This window comes from Luteimonas sp. 22616, from assembly GCF_052044325.1.
Taxonomy (GTDB): domain Bacteria; phylum Pseudomonadota; class Gammaproteobacteria; order Xanthomonadales; family Xanthomonadaceae; genus Luteimonas.
Genome location: NZ_JBQEMW010000001.1, coordinates 963704 through 980162, shown reverse-complemented (window position 1 = coordinate 980162; position 16459 = coordinate 963704). Strand labels below are relative to the sequence as shown.

Genomic DNA, 16459 nt, shown 5'->3' with positions numbered 1-16459 from the left:
GGTCAGACCACCGCGTAGTTCAGCAGCGGCTTGATCGTGCCCCACTCCTTGCAGCTCGGGCATTGCCAGTGATGGCTGCGCGCACCAAAGCCGCAACGGTTGCAGCGGTAGCTCGGATTGCGCACCAGCAACTGGTCGGTGATGTGCTTGAGGTCCTGCAGGGTTGCCGTCGGGTCGGCGCCCGCCGCCAGAGTCAGGTCGATCAGCGCAGCCTCGCCGCGAACCGACGGGCGATCCTTGAGCTGGCGCGCGAGGTAGGCACGAGCGTCGGCCACGCCGTCCTCGGCTTCGACCAGGCGGGTCAGCGCGAGCACCGGCGCGATGCCGCGGTAATGCTCGGTCATCTCCGAAAGGAAGTTGCGCGCACCAGGTCCGTCGCCGACGCGCTCGTAGGCCGCAAGCAACGCAGGCAGCACTTCGGGCAGGAATTCCGGATCGTGCCGGGCGGCGCGCTCGAAGGCGCGGATTGCCGCCACATCATTGCCGGCATCGACCTCGATGCGCCCCTCGAGGATCCCGGCACGCACCAGGTTGGAATCGGCGGCATAGGCGCGCGCCACCGCTTCCCGCGCACCGGCGGCATCGCCCGCGGCGCGCAGGCGTTCGGCCAGCTCGCATTCGAACTGCCCGATCAGCTTGCCCATCGGCTCGCCGGTGGCCGCCTCGTAGCGCGACGCGTTCTCGATCGCCTTGGCCCAGTCGCGCTCGGACTGGTAGATGCCGATCAGGTGCTTGAGTGCCTGCGGCGCGCGCTGGTCGATCTTGGCCAGGTCGGTGAAAACGGTTTCGGCACGGTCGAGCAGGCCCGAGCGCATGTAGTCCTCGCCCAGCGCCAGCAGCGCCTGCACCTTCTGCGGGTCGCTCAGGTCGGGGCGCTGCACGAGCCCCTGGTGGAGGCGGATGGCGCGGTCGACTTCGCCGCGCCTGCGGAACAGGTGGCCCAGCGCGACTTGGGTCTCGAAGGTGTCCTTGTCGAGTTCGGCGATGTGCAGGAACAGCTCGATCGCCTTGTCGGGCTGTTCGTTGAGCAGGTAGTTCAGGCCGCGGAAATAAGTCGTCGACAACCGGCTGACCTGGGTATCGCTGTGGCGTTCACCGCCACGACGGCCGATCACCCAGCCGCTCAGCGCGGCGATGGGCAACAGCAGGAAGAGCCAGAACCATTGGGTGATGAAGTCCATGTCATGAGTCGCCGGTATGGGGATTTGCAGGCGCGGCTGCCTGCCGCGCGCGTTCGCGCCGGAGCTGCTGCCGCAGGGGCACCACCACCGAGGCGGCGAGCATCAACCCGCCGGCGATGGCACCGGCGAGCAACGCCACCAGCAGCGAAACGCCGAGCGTGCCGCGCAGGGTGACGAAACCGAAATCGAGGGAAACCGGCTGTGGATTCAGCGCACCAACGACAACGCCGGCGGCGATGCACAGCAGGGCAATGAGGAATCGGATCAATCGCATGGTGCGTGGGCCTGTGGAGCCAGGATTCCAAGCTTACGACGAGCCGGCTTGCGACGCCGCGGCTGCGACGAGCCAACTTGCGGCAACCAGGGCCCGGCCAAGCCGGGGCTCAGCCCTCGTCCGGCGGCAATGGCGTGACGCCGCTGACGCGTTCGCGCAGTTCCTTGCCTGGCTTGAAGTGCGGTACGTGCTTGCCCGGCAGCGCAACGGCGTCGCCGGTCTTGGGATTGCGGCCGGTACGCGGCGGCCGGTAGTGCAGGGAAAAACTGCCGAATCCACGGATCTCGATGCGTTCGCCGTGGGCCAGCGACCCGCCCATCATTTCCAGCAGCGACTTCACGGCCATGTCGACATCCTCGGCTTTCAGGTGGCCCTGGCGCTGGGTGAGGATCTCGATCAATTCCGATTTGGTCATGGACGCTGTCATCGTGGTGGCGGGCCGATACGGTGGTCCGGCCAGTGCCGGACCACCGTGTACCGCTTACTCGGACTTGTTCTCGAGCTGCTCACGCAGCAGCGCGCCGAGCTTGGTGGTGCCGCTGGAGGCATCCGAGGACGAGGACGACTTGCTGTACTCGGCCAGGGTCTCGGCGGTCTCGGCTTCGTCCTTGGCCTTGATCGACAGCTGCAGCGAACGGCCCTTGCGATCCATGCCGGTGAACTTGGCTTCGATCGTGTCGCCGACCTTCAGGTGGTGGCTGGCGTCCTCGACGCGCTCGTCGGAGATGTCGCGCGCGGCGACATAGCCTTCCACGCCGTCGGCCAGTTCGATCGTCGCGCCCTTGGCGTCGACTTCCTTGACCGTGCCGCTGACCTTCGAGCCACGCGGATGCGCGGCCATGAACTGGCCGAACGGATCCTGCTCGAGCTGCTTGACGCCCAGGCTGATGCGCTCGCGTTCCGGATCGACCGCCAGCACCACGGCTTCCAGCGTGTCGCCCTTCTTCAGGTTGCGCGCTTCTTCCTCGCCGGTGGAGTTCCAGCTCATGTCGGACAGGTGGATCAGGCCGTCGATGCCGCCGTCCAGGCCGATGAAGATGCCGAAGTCGGTGATCGACTTGATCTGGCCGTCGACCTTGTCGCCCTTCTTGTGGATGGCCGCGAAGGTCTCCCACGGGTTGGACGTGACCTGCTTGATGCCCAGCGAGATGCGGCGACGCTCTTCGTCCACGTCCAGCACCATGACTTCCATCTCGTCGCCGACCTGCACGACCTTGGATGGATTGACGTTCTTGTTGGTCCAGTCCATCTCGGACACGTGGACCAGGCCTTCGACGCCCGGCTCGATCTCGACGAACGCGCCGTAATCGGTGACGTTGCTGACCTTGCCGAACACGCGGGTGTTGGACGGATAGCGACGCGAGATGTTGTCCCACGGATCCTCGCCCAGCTGCTTGAGGCCGAGGCTGACGCGGTTGCGCTCCTTGTCGTACTTGAGCACGCGCACGTCGAGCTCCTGGCCGACTTCAACGACTTCGGACGGATGGCGCACGCGCTTCCAGGCCATGTCGGTGATGTGCAGCAGGCCGTCGATGCCGCCGAGGTCGACGAACGCGCCGTAGTCGGTGAGGTTCTTGACCACGCCCTTGAGCACGGCGCCCTCGACCAGCTTCTCGAGCAGCTGCTCGCGCTCTTCCGAATGCTCGCTCTCGACTACCGCGCGGCGGGAGACGACCACGTTGTTGCGCTTGCGGTCGAGCTTGATGAGCTTGAATTCGAGCTCCTTGCCTTCGAGGTACACCGGGTCGCGCACGGGGCGCACATCGACCAGCGAACCGGGCAGGAACGCGCGAACGTCCTTGATGTCGACGGTGAAACCGCCCTTGACCTTGCCGCTGATGCGGCCGGTGATGGTAGCGTTGGCTTCGAGGGCTTCCTCGAGCTCGTCCCACACCATGGCGCGTTTGGCCTTCTCGCGCGACAGCACGGTCTCGCCGAAGCCGTTCTCGAGGGAGTCGAGCGCGACCTTGACGATGTCGCCTTCGGCGACGTCGATCTCGCCGTCGTCGTTACGGAACTGTTCGATCGGCACGATGCCTTCGGACTTGAGGCCGGCGTTGATCACGACCACGTCGGTGCGCACCTGGACCACGGTGCCGGTGACGATGGAGCCCGGCTTCAGCTTGGCCAGGTTGGTCTGGCTCTGTTCGAACAGTTCTGCGAATGATTCGGTCATTGGAAAAATACTCGGTTGATGACACAGACCGGAGGCGCGTGGCGCATGCCGGTCCACCCGTTGTCGGCTTGCGCGGGATTGCGCGTGGCCGTGAGTGTTGTGGTTGGAAAACCCGGCGGCGAGCCGACGGGGCCTGGAACGCCCTCCATTCCAGCGGAGGGATGCGACGCCCTTCCCGAAGGAGGGATTGGAACTCCCTCCCCTTCAGGGGGAGGACTGGGGGCGGGGGTGGATTTGAGTGCGGGCCTTGCGGCGGCGTCACGGAAACCCATCCCCATCCTTGCGTTCCCCTTGAAAGGGAAGGAATCCGGAGTAGGCGCTACGCGCCCACTACGTTCAGTACGCGCGAGACCACCTCGTCGATGCCGATACCGGTGGTGTCGATGCGGACGGCGTCTGCGGCCGGTCGCAGCGGCGCCACCGCGCGACTGGCGTCACGGGCGTCGCGGGCGAGAATCTCGCGTAGAAGACCGTCCAATGTAACGGAAACCCCCTTGTCCTTCAACTGCTTATAGCGCCTTTCGGCCCGTTCCCCTGCACTCGCCGTCAGGAAGACCTTGAAGGGGGCATCGGGGAAGATCACCGTGCCCATGTCGCGGCCGTCGGTCACCAGGCCCGGCGGCCGGCGAAAGGCCCGCTGGCGGTCCATGAGCGCGGTCCGGACCTCCGGGATCGCGGCGATGGCCGAGGCCACCGCGCCCGCGGTTTCGGTGCGCAACTCGTCGGTGGCGTCGTTGCCGTTGACCAGGACCCGCAGCTCGCCGCTGTCGTCCTCGCGGAAGTCGACCGCGGTGTCGAAAGTGCAGCGCACCAGCGCCCCGGCGTAGCCGAGGTCGAGGTCGCCCCAGGCCGCCGCCACCCCCACCGCGCGGTACAGGGCGCCGGAGTCCAGGTAGTGCCAGCCCAGATGCCTGGCCACCGCGCGGCTGATGGTGCCCTTGCCCGAGCCGGACGGCCCATCGATGGTCAGGACCGGAACCTCGCTTGCCGTCATTCGCTTCTCCCCGATGTGCGGTTCGCGGCATTCTACGGGCCCGCGCGGGCGGGAAACCCGGCCCACCGCGAAAAATTCGCCGCAAGCGCTTGAGCGAGCGAGGAAATATCCGCTAGAATGGTGGGCTCGCTCGTCCCAACCGTCCTTTGAGGTATGTCATGAAGGTCCTGTCCTCCCTGAAATCGGCGAAGGCCCGCCACCGCGACTGCAAGGTCGTTCGTCGCCGCGGCAAGGTCTTCGTGATCTGCAAGAGCAACCCGCGCTTCAAGGCGCGCCAGCGCTGAGGGATTCCCTCCCCGGCCCTGCCGGGAGCCGTGTGTTGCAGACGAAGGGCCGCAGCGATGCGGCCTTTCGCTGTTTGCCGTCCCGGATGCACAAACGCAGGCGTGACGCCGTGCCCAGTAACATTCGTGGACGCCACCCGCGCCGGCCGTAATCTGCTACAACGCTGCGGCATTCATCTTCAAGCCTTTGGGGGAGTCCGTCATGTCGCGAGTCCTGATTTCGTTGTCCGCCGCCGCCCTGCTGGGCATGGCCGGCGCCGCCTCCGCAGATGTCCTGCTGGTCGATCGCGTGCAGCAGGAAAGCCGGCTCGCCATGCCGACCCGCGGCATGAGCATGGCCCAGGTCGAGGCCCGCTTCGGCGCGCCCAGCGAGAAGCTCGATGCCCGCGGCGGCCAGAAGCGCCAGTGGCCCACCATCAACCGCTGGGTCTATCCGGGCTTCGTCGTCTATTTCGAGAAGAGCCGCGTCATCGACGCCGTCGCGCAGAAGGCGGCGCCGAACGAAGTCGGCCCCAAGCCGGCCATCCGCTGACGCGGATCTTGCACACACGCCCGTACACCTGCCCGCGCGACGTCCGCGCGGGTTCCACCTGAAGGTCCCAATGTCCGATTCCAGGCTGCGCTTCCCCGCCGAATGGGAGCCCCAGTCCGCCATCCTCGTCGCCTGGCCCCACGCCGGCACCGACTGGGCCGAGCGCCTCGGCGAAGTCGAGGAGACCTACATCGCCCTGGTCGCGGCGATCACCCGTTTCCAGCGCGCACTGGTTTGCGTGGCCGACGACGACGTCGAGGCCTACGCCCGCGCGCGGCTGGCGTCGGCGCGGGTCGACATGGGCCGGGTGGAATTCCTCGCGGTCGAATACGACGACACCTGGCTGCGCGACTCCGGCCCGATCACCCTGCGCGACGGCGACGGCTTCCGCCTGCTCGATTTCCGCTTCACCGGCTGGGGTGGGAAGTTCGAGGCCAGCCGCGACGACCGCCTTGTCGAGAACCTTGACGAGGTGAACACGTTTCTCAATAGTTCGCGGCAATCAATTGATTTTGCACTGGAAGGTGGCGCGATCGAAACCGACGGCGCCGGCACCCTGCTGACCACATGGCAGTGCCTGCACGAGCGCCATCCGGACGCCAGCCGCGAGGACCTGTCGGCGAAACTGGCCGACTGGCTGGCGCAGGACCGGGTGCTGTGGCTCGATCACGGCTATCTGGAGGGCGACGACACCGACGCCCACATCGATACCCTTGCCCGCTTCGCACCCGGCGACGCGATCGTCTTCCAGGCCTGCGACGATCCCACCGACTCACATCACGACGAACTCAAGGCCATGGCCGACGAGATCGCCGCGTTGCGGACCCACGATGGTCGTCCCTACCGGCTGTTTCCGCTGCCGTGGCCGCAGCCGATCGTCGACGACGGCCGGCGCCTCGCTGCCAGCTACGCCAACTTCCTGGTCATCGACGGCGCGGTGCTGATCCCCGCATATGGCGACGAAGCCGACGCCGACGCGGCCGACGTGCTCGCGCAGGCCTTCCCGGGCCGCGAGATCGTGCAGGTCCCCTGCCGCCCGCTGATCTGGCAGAACGGCAGCCTGCACTGCCTCACCATGCAGTTGCCCGAAGGTCTGGTGTAGATCCGCGGAACCTGGCACACCTTCGTTCCACACCCGGTCGCCGCCTTTCCAACCCCATCCGGACACGCCCATGCCCCGTTACGTGGCCCTGCTCCGCGGCGTCAGCCCCATGAATGCCAGGATGCCGGCCCTGCGCGCCTGCTTCGAGGGCGCCGGGTTCACCAACGTCACCACCCTGCTGTCCAGCGGCAACGTGGTGTTCGACGCGCCGCGACGCAGCGACGCGACGCTCGCACGCCAAGCCGAAGCAGCGATGGCCGAGACGCTGGGACGCAGCTTCAGGACCTTCATCCGCTCGCAAGCACAACTGCGCACCCTGCTTGATGCCGATCCTTTCCAGGCCTTCGAGCTCCCGCCCGGCGCGAAACGGGTGGTGACCTTCCTCGATGCGGTGCCGGTGCCACCAGCGGTGCTGCCCATCACGAAGGCCGGGGCCCGCATCCTCGCCATGCGGGATCGCGAGGTGTTCACCGCCTACGTGCCGGCGCCCGGCACGCCGGTCTTCATGGCACTGATCACGAAGACCTTCGGCGACGCCACCACGACCCGCACCTGGGACACGCTGCGCCGCTGTGCCGCGGCATGAACAGCTTGCGGCCATCATGCCGTCCCGCCCTGCATTCCCTACAATCCACGCATGAAGACCAGAACCCTCCCGGTCGCCCTGGTGCAGGAACGCAACCACGGCAACGCCGAAGACAATCTTGCCGTGATCGAGCAGCGCGTCGCCGAGGCCGCGCACCAGGGCGCAAAGCTGGTGCTGCTGCAGGAGCTGCACAACGGCGCCTATTTCTGCCAGCACGAGTCGGTGGACGAATTCGACCTGGCTGAAACCATCCCGGGTCCGAGCACCGAACGCCTCGCTGCGCTGGCGAAGCAGCACGGCGTGGTGCTGGTCAGCTCGCTGTTCGAGAAGCGCGCCACCGGGCTGTACCACAACACCGCGGTGGTGTTCGATGCCGACGGCTCCACCGCCGGCAAGTACCGCAAGATGCACATCCCCGACGACCCGGGCTTCTACGAGAAGTTCTACTTCACCCCCGGTGACCTGGGCTTCGAACCGATCGACACCAGCGTCGGCCGCCTCGGCGTGCTGGTGTGCTGGGACCAGTGGTATCCCGAGGCCGCGCGCCTGATGGCGCTGGCCGGCGCGGAACTGCTGCTCTACCCGACTGCCATCGGCTGGGATCCGGCCGACGACCAGGCCGAGAAAGACCGCCAGCGCGATGCCTGGATCCTCAGCCACCGCGGACACGCCGTGGCCAATGGCCTGCCGGTGCTGAGCTGCAACCGCGTCGGCCACGAGCCTTCCCCGCTGGGTGCGACCGGCATCGACTTCTGGGGCAACAGCCATGTGCTCGGCCCGCAGGGCGAGTTCATCGCCGAAGCCGGCGGCGACCCGACCGTGCTGGTCTGCGATGTCGACCTCGGCCGCAGCGAACATGTCCGCCGGATCTGGCCGTTCCTGCGCGACCGCCGCATCGATGCCTACGGCGACCTGCTGAGACGGTATCGGGATTGAGACCCGCGTCGGGGACACAGCCCCGACCCTGCAACTGAAACGGTATCGATAGCGGGATTGGCGCTGGCGTCGGGGCCTCCCGACGTCCGGTCACTGCCGCCCGCAAATGAATTTATTGGCGCGAATTCAGATGAAGCACTTTGCTTGGAATATCGTGCATCCATTTGAAATATCTGGCTAATACGGTGAGAAATTTGGGCATTGCGCCCTCACAACGATCCCGCTCGCGCCCCCGATCGCCGTAGGTCACGGCTACGTCCCGACGCCGGCCTCAGTCATGACGGCGCCTCCCGACGAACGGTCACGATAAAACGAACGGTCGTGCTATTGTCCGCAACATGTCCAGCCTGACCGCCACCACCAAGGGCTCCGCCACCCGCGAGACCATCCTCGATCGGGCTTACGAGATTGCCCGGCAGACCGGGCTGGAAGGCCTGTCGATCGGCCCGCTCGCGCAGGCCGTTGGCATGTCCAAAAGTGGCGTGTTTGCCCATTTCGGCTCGCGCGAGGGCCTGCAACTGGCCGTGCTGGATTCGGCGGCACACCGGTTCGGGCAATCCGTCCTGATCGCCGCCCTGTCGCAACCGCGCGGCCTCCCGCGCCTGCGCGCGCTCATGCACAACTGGTTCGAATGGGGGCGGCACGCGGCAGGCGGCTGCGTGCTGGTCGGTTCGGTGACCGAATACGACGGTCGCCCCGGCATCCTGCGCGATCAGGTCCTGCACAACGAACAGCGCTGGCGCAGCGCCCTGGAGCGTGCTGCCCGGCTGGCGATCGAATGTGGCCACCTGCGCGACGGCGACACCGACCAGTATGCGTTCGAGCTCTACGCCATCCCGCTGGCGATGCTCCACGAGGCGGGATTGTTCGGCTACGAACGCGCACGGCGCCACGGTGACGCCGCCCTGGAGCGCTGGATCACCGCCCACTCCCCCTGAGCCCCATCACCCCGAGGTGCGTCATGCCCGCTTCCCTCTCCAAAATTAGCACGACCGTTCGTTTGTATGCGCAGTACCAGTGGCTGCGCGCCAGCTTCCGCCTGGGCAGCGTGCTGCGCCCGCAGGCCACGCTGCGCCGCGCCGGCGACCTGTTCTGCACGCCGTTCCCGAGTTCGCGCGCACGCGCACTCGCCGCGCCGACCGGCCAGGCCGCGGAAGCCGACCTCGACCTCACCGGCCAGCACATCCACACCTACGTCTGGGGCGATCCGCAGGCGCAACCCTACGTGCTGTTCGCGCACGGCTGGTCCAGCCACGGCACGCGCTTCCTGCCCTGGGTCGAGCGTCTTCGCGCCGATGGCTATGCCGTGGTCGCATTCGACCAGCCGGCGCATGGCCGCAGCAGCGGGCGTCGCGCCACGCTGCCCGAATTCGCGCAAACGTTGGAGGCCATCGGCCGTCGCTTCGGTCCCGCCGCGGCGCTGGTGGGGCATTCGCTGGGCGGCGCCGCAGCCGCGATCGCGATGGCGCGCGGGCTCGTGGTCGAGCGTGCGGTGCTCATCGCCCCTGCGGCCGATCCGGTCGACGCGGCACTGCGTTTCGCGCGCGTGGTCGGGCTACCGATGCGATTGGGCCGGCGCATGGTCGCGATGTTCGAGTCCATGGTCGGCGCCTCGTTCACCGAATTCCAGGCCCACTACAACGCCCCGCGGATCGCCCGCCCGGCCCTGATCGTGCACGACCTGGACGACCGCGAAGTGCCTTGGGCCGAAGGCGAGCGCTATGCGCGCTACTGGCCCGATTCGCGCCTGCTCAGCACCCGCGGCCTCGGCCACAACCGGATCGCCCAGCACGAGGACGTGATTGCCGCGGCCCTGCGTTTCCTGCGCGGCGAGGCGGTCGGGCAGCGCGTGGTGTCCACACCGGAACTGCCCTACGGCATCGCCTGAACGACGCCTCACCCTTCAGCCCGCGCTTTGCGGGCAATGCGGGCGAGCGTCTATGCTGCCGGCCCCGTCGTGGCGATGCCGTGGCGCCCCGCCCGCACAGCACCGCCCACGATGACGATCGAAACCATTTCGCCCGCCCCCCTTGATGCCCTCGCCGGCCAGCCGCACGCCATCGTCGAACGCGACGGCGTGCGCTACACCCTGCTCGGCACCGCACACGTGTCCCGCGACAGCCTGGACGCGGTGCGCGCGGCGATCGATACCGGCGCATTCGACGCGGTCTCGGTCGAGCTAGACACCCAGCGCATGCAGGCGCTGAGCGACCCGGACGCGCTGGCCAAACTCGACCTGGTCAAGGTGATCCGCGAGGGCAAGGCAGCGCTGTTCGCAGCGAACCTCGGCCTGGCCGCCTACCAGCGCCGCCTCGCCGAGCAACTCGGCATCGAGCCGGGCGCCGAACTCAAGGCCGCCGCGGACGAAGCGCGCGCACGCGACCTGCCCGTGCACCTGATCGACCGCGAGGTTGGTGTCACCTTCAAGCGCATCTCGGCGCGGCTCGGCTTCTTCGGCCGCATCCGCCTGGTCAGTGGCCTGCTCACCGGCCTGCTGGTCGACGACGAGGTTGGCGAGGACGAGATCGAGAAGCTCAAGCAGGGCGACATGCTCGAGGCCAGCTTCGGCGAGTTCGCCAAGCAAAGCCCCGCCCTGTACGAAACCCTGATCGACGAGCGCGACCAGTACATGGCGTCGCGGCTGCGCGAGTCCAGCGGCGAAGCGCGCAACGTGCTGGCGGTGGTCGGCGCCGGGCACCTGCAGGGGCTGGCCCGCTACCTGCGCGAGGAGACGCGCGACCCGCGCGCGATCTGCGAGGAGCTCGACTTCGTCCGCAAGAAGAAAAGGCTTCCGTGGTTCACCATGGTGATCACCGCGCTGGTGCTCGGCGGCATCGCCTGGGGCTTCTGGCGAGGCGGTTTCGCGCTCGGTGCGGACCTGCTGCAGCAATGGGTGCTGTTCACTGCCGGGCTGGCGGCGCTGGGCTGCCTGTTGGCCGGTGGGCACCCGCTCAGCATCCTCGCCGGCGCGATCGCGGCGCCGCTCAAGCCGTTCCGCCCCGGCATTCCCTCGGGCACCTTCAGTGCGCTAGTCGAACTGCGCGTGCGCAAGCCGGCCTATGGCGATTTCCTGGCCCTGCGCGACGACGCGCAGACCATGCGTGGCTGGTACCGCAACCGGGTCGCACGCGTGGTGCTCAACTTCATCCTCACCAACCTGGGCACCGGCATCGGCGTCTGGCTGGCGGGCGCGCGCATCGTCGGCAAGCTGATCGCCTGAGCCCGCACCACCCCGGTCTTGCCGGAAGAACGCCACGCCATGCGCCTGTGGTCATTGCATCCGAAGTATCTCGATCGCCAAGGGCTGCTCGCCCTGTGGCGCGAAGCCCTGCTGGCCCAAGCCGTCCTGCGCGGCAGGACGCGCGGGTATACCCGCCATCCGCAACTCGAGCGCTTCCATGCCCACGCCTCGCCGCGGCTGGCGATCAACGCCTACCTTGCGGCGGTCCACGCCGAGGCGACATCGCGCGGCTACGCCTTCGACCGCAGCAAGATCGGGCCGGTGCGCGTGGTCGAACCGATCGCCGTGACCCGCGGCCAGCTGGCATGCGAATGGCAGCACCTGCTCGCGAAACTCGCGGTCCGCGACCCGTCTCGGTTCGATCGGCTGCGGATGGAATCCGATCCGCACTGCCATCCGCTGTTCCGCCGGCGCCTCGGCCCGGTGGCGTCGTGGGAACGCGCGCGCGCCGCGGTCGATGCTGCGCGGGGGCCGGCCTGATCGGCGCCGGTATCCAGGCGCGAACGATCAGTCCTGCGGATCCAGCAAGCGCGGCCCCGAGCCCTCGCAGGCCAGCGCGTCGCGCGGGTTGCGCAGCGGGCAGGCCTTCAGCGACAGGCAGCCGCAGCCGATGCAACCGTCGAGCTGGTCGCGCAGGCGGACCAGATGCTCGATGCGGTCGTCGAGCTCGGCCTTCCAGCCGGCCGAGAAGCGGCGCCAATCGGCTGCCGTCGGGGTACGGTTCTCGGGCAGCGAATCGAGCGCGTCGCGGATCGTCGCCAGCGGCAATCCCAACCGCTGCGCCACCTTGATCACCGCTACCCGTCGCAGCACGTCGCGCGCATAGCGGCGCTGGTTGCCCGCGGTGCGCATGCTGTGGATCAAACCCTTCGACTCGTAGAAGTGCAGCGCCGAAACCGCGACGCCGCTGCGCGCAGCCAGCTCGCCCACGCCCAGTTCGGCACGCAATCCCGTCGTGGTCGCCTTGGCCATAGACTCCCCTTGACCTGAAGTAATGTTGAGGTTTTACGCTGTCGCTTCCCTCCCTGCAAGCGAGTCGACGCAATGCCCATTCCCCCCTCCCTGCGCCTGGCCGTGGTCTGCGGCAGCACGCGCGAAGGCCGCTTCTGCGACACGGTCACGGAATGGACGCTGTCGCGGATCGAGGATGCCGGCGGCTTCAACATCGACGTCGTCGATCCGCGGCGACTGGACGAAGCCGGTGGCGTCGAGGAACTCTCGGCGCGCCTGCAGCGGGCCGATGCCTTCGTGGTGGTCACGCCGGAGTACAACCATGGCTATCCGGCGCCGCTCAAGGCGCTGATCGACCAGGTCGGCCAGCCGTGGCAGGCCAAGCCGGTGGCGTTCGTCAGCTATGGCGGGATCTCGGGCGGCCTGCGCGCGGTGGAACAGCTGCGCCAGGTGTTCGCCGAACTGCACGCGACCACGCTGCGCGACTGCGTCAGCTTCGCCCATGCCACGCGGCGCTTCGACGACGACGGCGGGCTGCTCGATCCGGAGCCGGCTGAAGGCGCCATGCAGATGCTGCTGGCACGCCTGCGCTGGTGGGCGTGGGCGCTGCAGACGGCGCGCGCCCATGTTCCGTACGCGGAGGCCGCATGAACCAGGTGCGCCATCAACGACATGACACGGATCTCCAGGGCGACGCCGACGAGACGCGCGACGGTCCAGTCATGGTCATCGACACCTACCTGCCACGCCCGGGGTTGCGCAGCGCCTTCCTCGCCCGGCTGGCCGACGAGATCCACCGCACCGGCCGGCCCGCACACGGCGACGGCAGCGGCGGCAGCCGCGTCTTTCGCACGCTCGACGGCGAGGCAGTGGTGGTCGTCACCGAATTCGGCTCGCACGCGGAGAAGCTGCGCTGGCGCGGCAGCGAGGCCTTTGCCGCGCAGCTGCAACGGCTCAGGCCGTTGCTCGAACACGCGCTCTCGCGCAGCTGCGAACCGGTGGCCGCGGACGACGTGCCCGCCCGCGCAAGCCGTCGCCGTCCAGGCCTGATGGCCACGGGCGATCCCTTGCCCGCGGGCTAGCCCTCCAGTACCGCGCCCACCGGCACCTGCGGCACGCCGCGCGCGCGCCGCATCAGGCGCGCGGTGCCATGCCGCAAGTCGTCGAGGATGGCGTAGATCGTCGGCAGGAACAGCAGGCTGACCAGGGTCGAGAACGCCAGGCCGCCGGCGATCGCGCGCGCCATCGGGTAATAGGCGGGCATGTCGTCGCTCGAGCCGGTGCTCATCGCGATCGGGACCATCGCCAGGATCGCCGTGCCCATCGTCATCAGGATCGGCCGCAACCGCTCGCGGCTGCCTTCCACCAGCGCATCGGTACGGCACATGCCGCGCCGCCGCAGGTTGTTGATGTGCTCGATCATGACGATGCCGTTGTTCACCACCACGCCCATCAGCACCAGGATGCCGATGAAGGCCATGATGTTGAACTCCGTGCCGGTGATCCAGAACAGCCAGAACACACCGAACACGGAGAACACCACGCCGCTCATGATCGCTGCCGGGAACAGCAGCGACTCGAACACCGCCGCCATCACGATGTAGATCATCACCAGCGCGATCAGCAGGTTGAACATCATCTGCGCCATCGCCTCGTCCTCGTCCTGGAAGGCGCCGCCATCGAACGAGTACGAGTACCCGGCGGGGAAGGCGAAGGCCTTCAGCGCGTCTTCCATCGCGGTGCGGGCCTCGGGCATCGTGACCTTCTGCGCGAGGCTGGCCTTGATGGTCAGCGTGGTCTGGCGGTTGGTGCGCTGGACCTGGGTGGCCGCCGGCTCGATGGACACGTCCACCATCGCCAGCAGCGGCACGGTGCGGCCATCGGGCGCACGCACCATGAAAGTGGCGATGTCGGCCATGCCGTAGTGCTCGGCGCCCGCGAACCGCACCCAGACCGGCACTTCCGTCTCGCCGCGGCGGAACTCCCGCAGCGACGCGCCGCGCAGCGCCAGGCCGACGAACTGCGAGACCTCCTGTGCGCTGAAGCCGAACGCGGCGGCCCGTTCGCGATCGACGCGGACGTTGAGTTCGCTGTTCTGGTCGCCCGCGTCGACGTGCACGTCGCGCAACTCCTTGCGCCTGGCCAGGATCGGCACGATGTTCCGGCCCAGCTCGGCCAGCGTCTGCGAGGAGTCGCCGACCAGTTGCACCTGCACGTCCTGCCCCGGCCCGCCACCGCCCGGCCCGCCCCCGCCGCCGTTGCGCACGCCGATCTCCGCGCGCGCCGACTTCGGCAACGCCTTGCTGATCGCGTCGGTCAACGACTTGATCCGCGCCGGGTCGGCGGAATCGAACGTCACCTGCGTGCCGGCGTCGCCCTGCTCGCTGAACCACGAGTAGACCTGCTTGACGTGGAACTTCTTGCGGTTGCTGTCCAGGAAATCCTCGACCCGCCGCACCTCGTCCGACATCTGCGCCACCGTGTACGAACCCTTCCACTGGTAGTAGATGTTGATCTCGTCGCCACCGTCGCCACCGAACATGTTGGTCTTGGTGTGGATGACCGGCACGATGCTGACCGCCACGATCAGAGCGATGCCGAGCACGCTCTTGCCGCGGTGCTCCAGGGTCCAGCGCAGGAAGCTTGCATAGCGCGCCTGCATGCGCGGGATCAGGCCGCCGGTTTTCTGCACCGCCGGCGGCGTCTTCAGCCGCGCGGACAGCATCGGGATCAGGCTCACCGCCACCAGCCAGGACGCGAGCAGCGAGACCGAGATCGTGATCGCGATCTGCGACAGGTAGATGCTCAGGAAATTGCGTTCGCCGAACAGGTTGGGCACGAATACGATGCAATGGCACAGGGTGCCCGCAGTCAGCGCGATGGCGACGTGGCGGGTGCCGATGATCGAAGCCAACTTCGGCTTGCCGGGCAACTTCTCGCGCTCCTGGTAGATGCTTTCCACCACCACCACGGCGTTGTCCACCAGCATGCCGACGGCCAGCAGCAGGCCCATCATCGTCAGGATGTTGAGGGTGACCCCGGCAAAGTGCATGAAGCCCAGCGTCATCACGAAGCAGATCGGGATCGCCAGCGTCACCATCAACGTCGACGGCCAGTGCCGCAGGAAGAAGAACAGCACGATCACCGACAGCACCAGGCCGATCGCGCCAGCCTCGGCCAGTTCCAGCAGCGAGCTGGTCACGTCCTTGCCCAGGTTCTGGATCACCGTCACGCGCACGTCGCGCAGGGCGGATTCATTCCGGATCGCTTCGATCTCGGCCAGGACGGTGCGCGAGACCTCGACCAGGTTGGCGCTGCGCTCCTTGAAGATGTCCAGGCCCACGGCAGGCTGTCCTTCTAGCCTGCGCCCCATGTCCAGTCGCGCGGACCTGAGTTGAATGCTGGCGATATCGCCCAGGCGCAGGCCGCGGTCGTTGATCACCAGGTCGCGCAGTTGTTGCAGGTCGACGATCTCGCCCACCGGCTGCACGCGCAGGCGCCGGCCGCCATCCTCGATCTCGCCGGCGGACACGGAGAAGTTGAGCTGCTGGAGCCGCTGCGACAGCTCGTTGAGCCCGATGTCATGCGCGGTGAGGCGATCGGGTGCGATCGCGATCTCCACCTCGTTGGGCATTGCGCCGGACACCTCCACCCTGGCCACGCCGGAGATACGCTCGAGCCGGCGCTTGAACTCGCGGTCGATCAGGTCGTAGTCGCCGGACAGGTCGATGCCGTTGCCGGCGGCCAGGCGCACCCGCAACACCGGCTGGTCGGTGGTGGAGAACTTGAGAACGAAATAGCGCTGCAGGTCGTCCGGCAGCTCGTCGCGGATGGCGTCGAGGCGTTCGCGCGCCTCCGACGCGGCAATCGCGACATCCTTGCTCCAGTCGCTGAACTGGATGAACAACTGGGCACCGTCCGCGCGCGCCTCGGAATCCATGCGCTTGATGCCGGTCATCGTCGACAACGCCTCTTCTGCCGGGCGCAACACCGTGCGTTCGATTTCCTCGGGCGTCGAGCCGGTGTACGGCAGGGAAACGAAGATGAAGGGCGGAGACACTTCCGGGAAGGCTTCCAGCGGCAACCGCACCGCCGCGATGATGCCGATCACGAACATCGACACGAAAAACATGATCGTCGTGACCGGGCGACGGATGCTGAATTCGGCGACGCTCATGGCTTGAAGCCCTCCCCTTCAAGGG

The 16459-nt window shown here is 67.7% G+C and carries 18 protein-coding genes; 11 read left to right on the top strand and 7 right to left on the bottom strand.

All coding sequences use genetic code 11. From position 1 onward, the window contains the following. Positions 1-2 precede the first annotated feature (2 nt). The 5 genes from lapB to cmk form a co-directional block, all read right to left on the bottom strand. Positions 3-1181, bottom strand: coding sequence for a lipopolysaccharide assembly protein LapB (gene lapB, locus ACTJIL_RS04565; protein WP_440754397.1), 1179 nt, complete (start codon positions 1179-1181; stop codon positions 3-5). Position 1182: 1 nt separating this feature from the next. Beyond that, entirely contained in the window at positions 1183-1455 is a 273-nt protein-coding gene (locus ACTJIL_RS04560; RefSeq protein WP_440754396.1) for a lipopolysaccharide assembly protein LapA domain-containing protein, read from the bottom strand. A gap of 109 nt (positions 1456-1564) precedes the next feature. Further along, positions 1565-1915, bottom strand: a complete 351-nt coding sequence (locus tag ACTJIL_RS04555; RefSeq protein ID WP_440755844.1) for an integration host factor subunit beta — start codon at positions 1913-1915, stop codon at positions 1565-1567. 21 nt (positions 1916-1936) lie between these two features. Further along, entirely contained in the window at positions 1937-3631 is a 1695-nt protein-coding gene (gene rpsA, locus ACTJIL_RS04550) for a 30S ribosomal protein S1 (RefSeq protein WP_440754395.1), read from the bottom strand. 319 nt (positions 3632-3950) lie between these two features. After that, complete coding sequence (gene cmk / locus ACTJIL_RS04545) at positions 3951-4625, bottom strand: (d)CMP kinase (protein ID WP_440754394.1); 675 nt, start codon at positions 4623-4625, stop codon at positions 3951-3953. A 158-nt stretch (positions 4626-4783) separates the two neighbouring features. Here cmk and ykgO point away from each other — a divergent pair, with 158 nt between their 5' ends. The 9 genes from ykgO to ACTJIL_RS04500 all read left to right on the top strand — a co-directional run bounded on the left by ykgO (position 4784) and on the right by ACTJIL_RS04500 (position 11786). After that, positions 4784-4909: a type B 50S ribosomal protein L36 gene (ykgO, locus tag ACTJIL_RS04540; RefSeq protein WP_010342887.1), complete on the top strand. Its 126-nt coding sequence runs from the start codon at positions 4784-4786 to the stop codon at positions 4907-4909. A gap of 202 nt (positions 4910-5111) precedes the next feature. Next, positions 5112-5441 (top strand): hypothetical protein, encoded by a 330-nt coding sequence (locus tag ACTJIL_RS04535; protein ID WP_440754393.1) that lies wholly within the window; start codon positions 5112-5114, stop codon positions 5439-5441. Positions 5442-5511: 70 nt separating this feature from the next. Further along, positions 5512-6543, top strand: coding sequence for an agmatine deiminase family protein (locus ACTJIL_RS04530; RefSeq protein ID WP_440754392.1), 1032 nt, complete (start codon positions 5512-5514; stop codon positions 6541-6543). A gap of 70 nt (positions 6544-6613) precedes the next feature. Further along, on the top strand, positions 6614-7129 hold the full coding sequence (locus tag ACTJIL_RS04525) for a DUF1697 domain-containing protein (protein WP_440754391.1): 516 nt from the start codon (positions 6614-6616) through the stop codon (positions 7127-7129). A 51-nt stretch (positions 7130-7180) separates the two neighbouring features. Next, entirely contained in the window at positions 7181-8065 is an 885-nt protein-coding gene (locus tag ACTJIL_RS04520) for a carbon-nitrogen hydrolase (RefSeq protein WP_440754390.1), read from the top strand. A gap of 338 nt (positions 8066-8403) precedes the next feature. After that, on the top strand, positions 8404-9003 hold the full coding sequence (locus ACTJIL_RS04515) for a TetR/AcrR family transcriptional regulator (RefSeq protein WP_440754389.1): 600 nt from the start codon (positions 8404-8406) through the stop codon (positions 9001-9003). A 23-nt stretch (positions 9004-9026) separates the two neighbouring features. Continuing rightward, a complete protein-coding gene (locus ACTJIL_RS04510) occupies positions 9027-9953 on the top strand; it encodes an alpha/beta hydrolase (protein ID WP_440754388.1) in 927 nt (308 codons plus the stop codon). A 111-nt stretch (positions 9954-10064) separates the two neighbouring features. After that, positions 10065-11285 (top strand): TraB/GumN family protein, encoded by a 1221-nt coding sequence (locus ACTJIL_RS04505; RefSeq protein ID WP_440754387.1) that lies wholly within the window; start codon positions 10065-10067, stop codon positions 11283-11285. Between the two features lie 39 nt (positions 11286-11324). Continuing rightward, complete coding sequence (locus ACTJIL_RS04500) at positions 11325-11786, top strand: pyrimidine dimer DNA glycosylase/endonuclease V (protein WP_440754386.1); 462 nt, start codon at positions 11325-11327, stop codon at positions 11784-11786. Positions 11787-11813: 27 nt separating this feature from the next. Here the strand turns inward: ACTJIL_RS04500 and soxR are convergent, their stop codons facing one another. Further along, entirely contained in the window at positions 11814-12278 is a 465-nt protein-coding gene (gene soxR, locus ACTJIL_RS04495) for a redox-sensitive transcriptional activator SoxR (protein WP_440754385.1), read from the bottom strand. Between the two features lie 72 nt (positions 12279-12350). On the opposite strand from soxR, the gene ACTJIL_RS04490 reads away from it, so the two are divergent. Both ACTJIL_RS04490 and ACTJIL_RS04485 read left to right on the top strand, forming a co-directional pair. Beyond that, positions 12351-12908 (top strand): NADPH-dependent FMN reductase, encoded by a 558-nt coding sequence (locus ACTJIL_RS04490; protein WP_440754384.1) that lies wholly within the window; start codon positions 12351-12353, stop codon positions 12906-12908. Next, entirely contained in the window at positions 12905-13339 is a 435-nt protein-coding gene (locus ACTJIL_RS04485; protein WP_440754383.1) for a hypothetical protein, read from the top strand. Before ACTJIL_RS04490 ends, ACTJIL_RS04485 begins: the two co-directional genes overlap by 4 nt. Here the strand turns inward: ACTJIL_RS04485 and ACTJIL_RS04480 are convergent. Beyond that, positions 13336-16434: an efflux RND transporter permease subunit gene (locus ACTJIL_RS04480; RefSeq protein ID WP_440754382.1), complete on the bottom strand. Its 3099-nt coding sequence runs from the start codon at positions 16432-16434 to the stop codon at positions 13336-13338. The two genes, ACTJIL_RS04485 and ACTJIL_RS04480, sit on opposite strands and share 4 nt — an antisense overlap. Between the last annotated feature and the right edge of the window lie 25 nt (positions 16435-16459).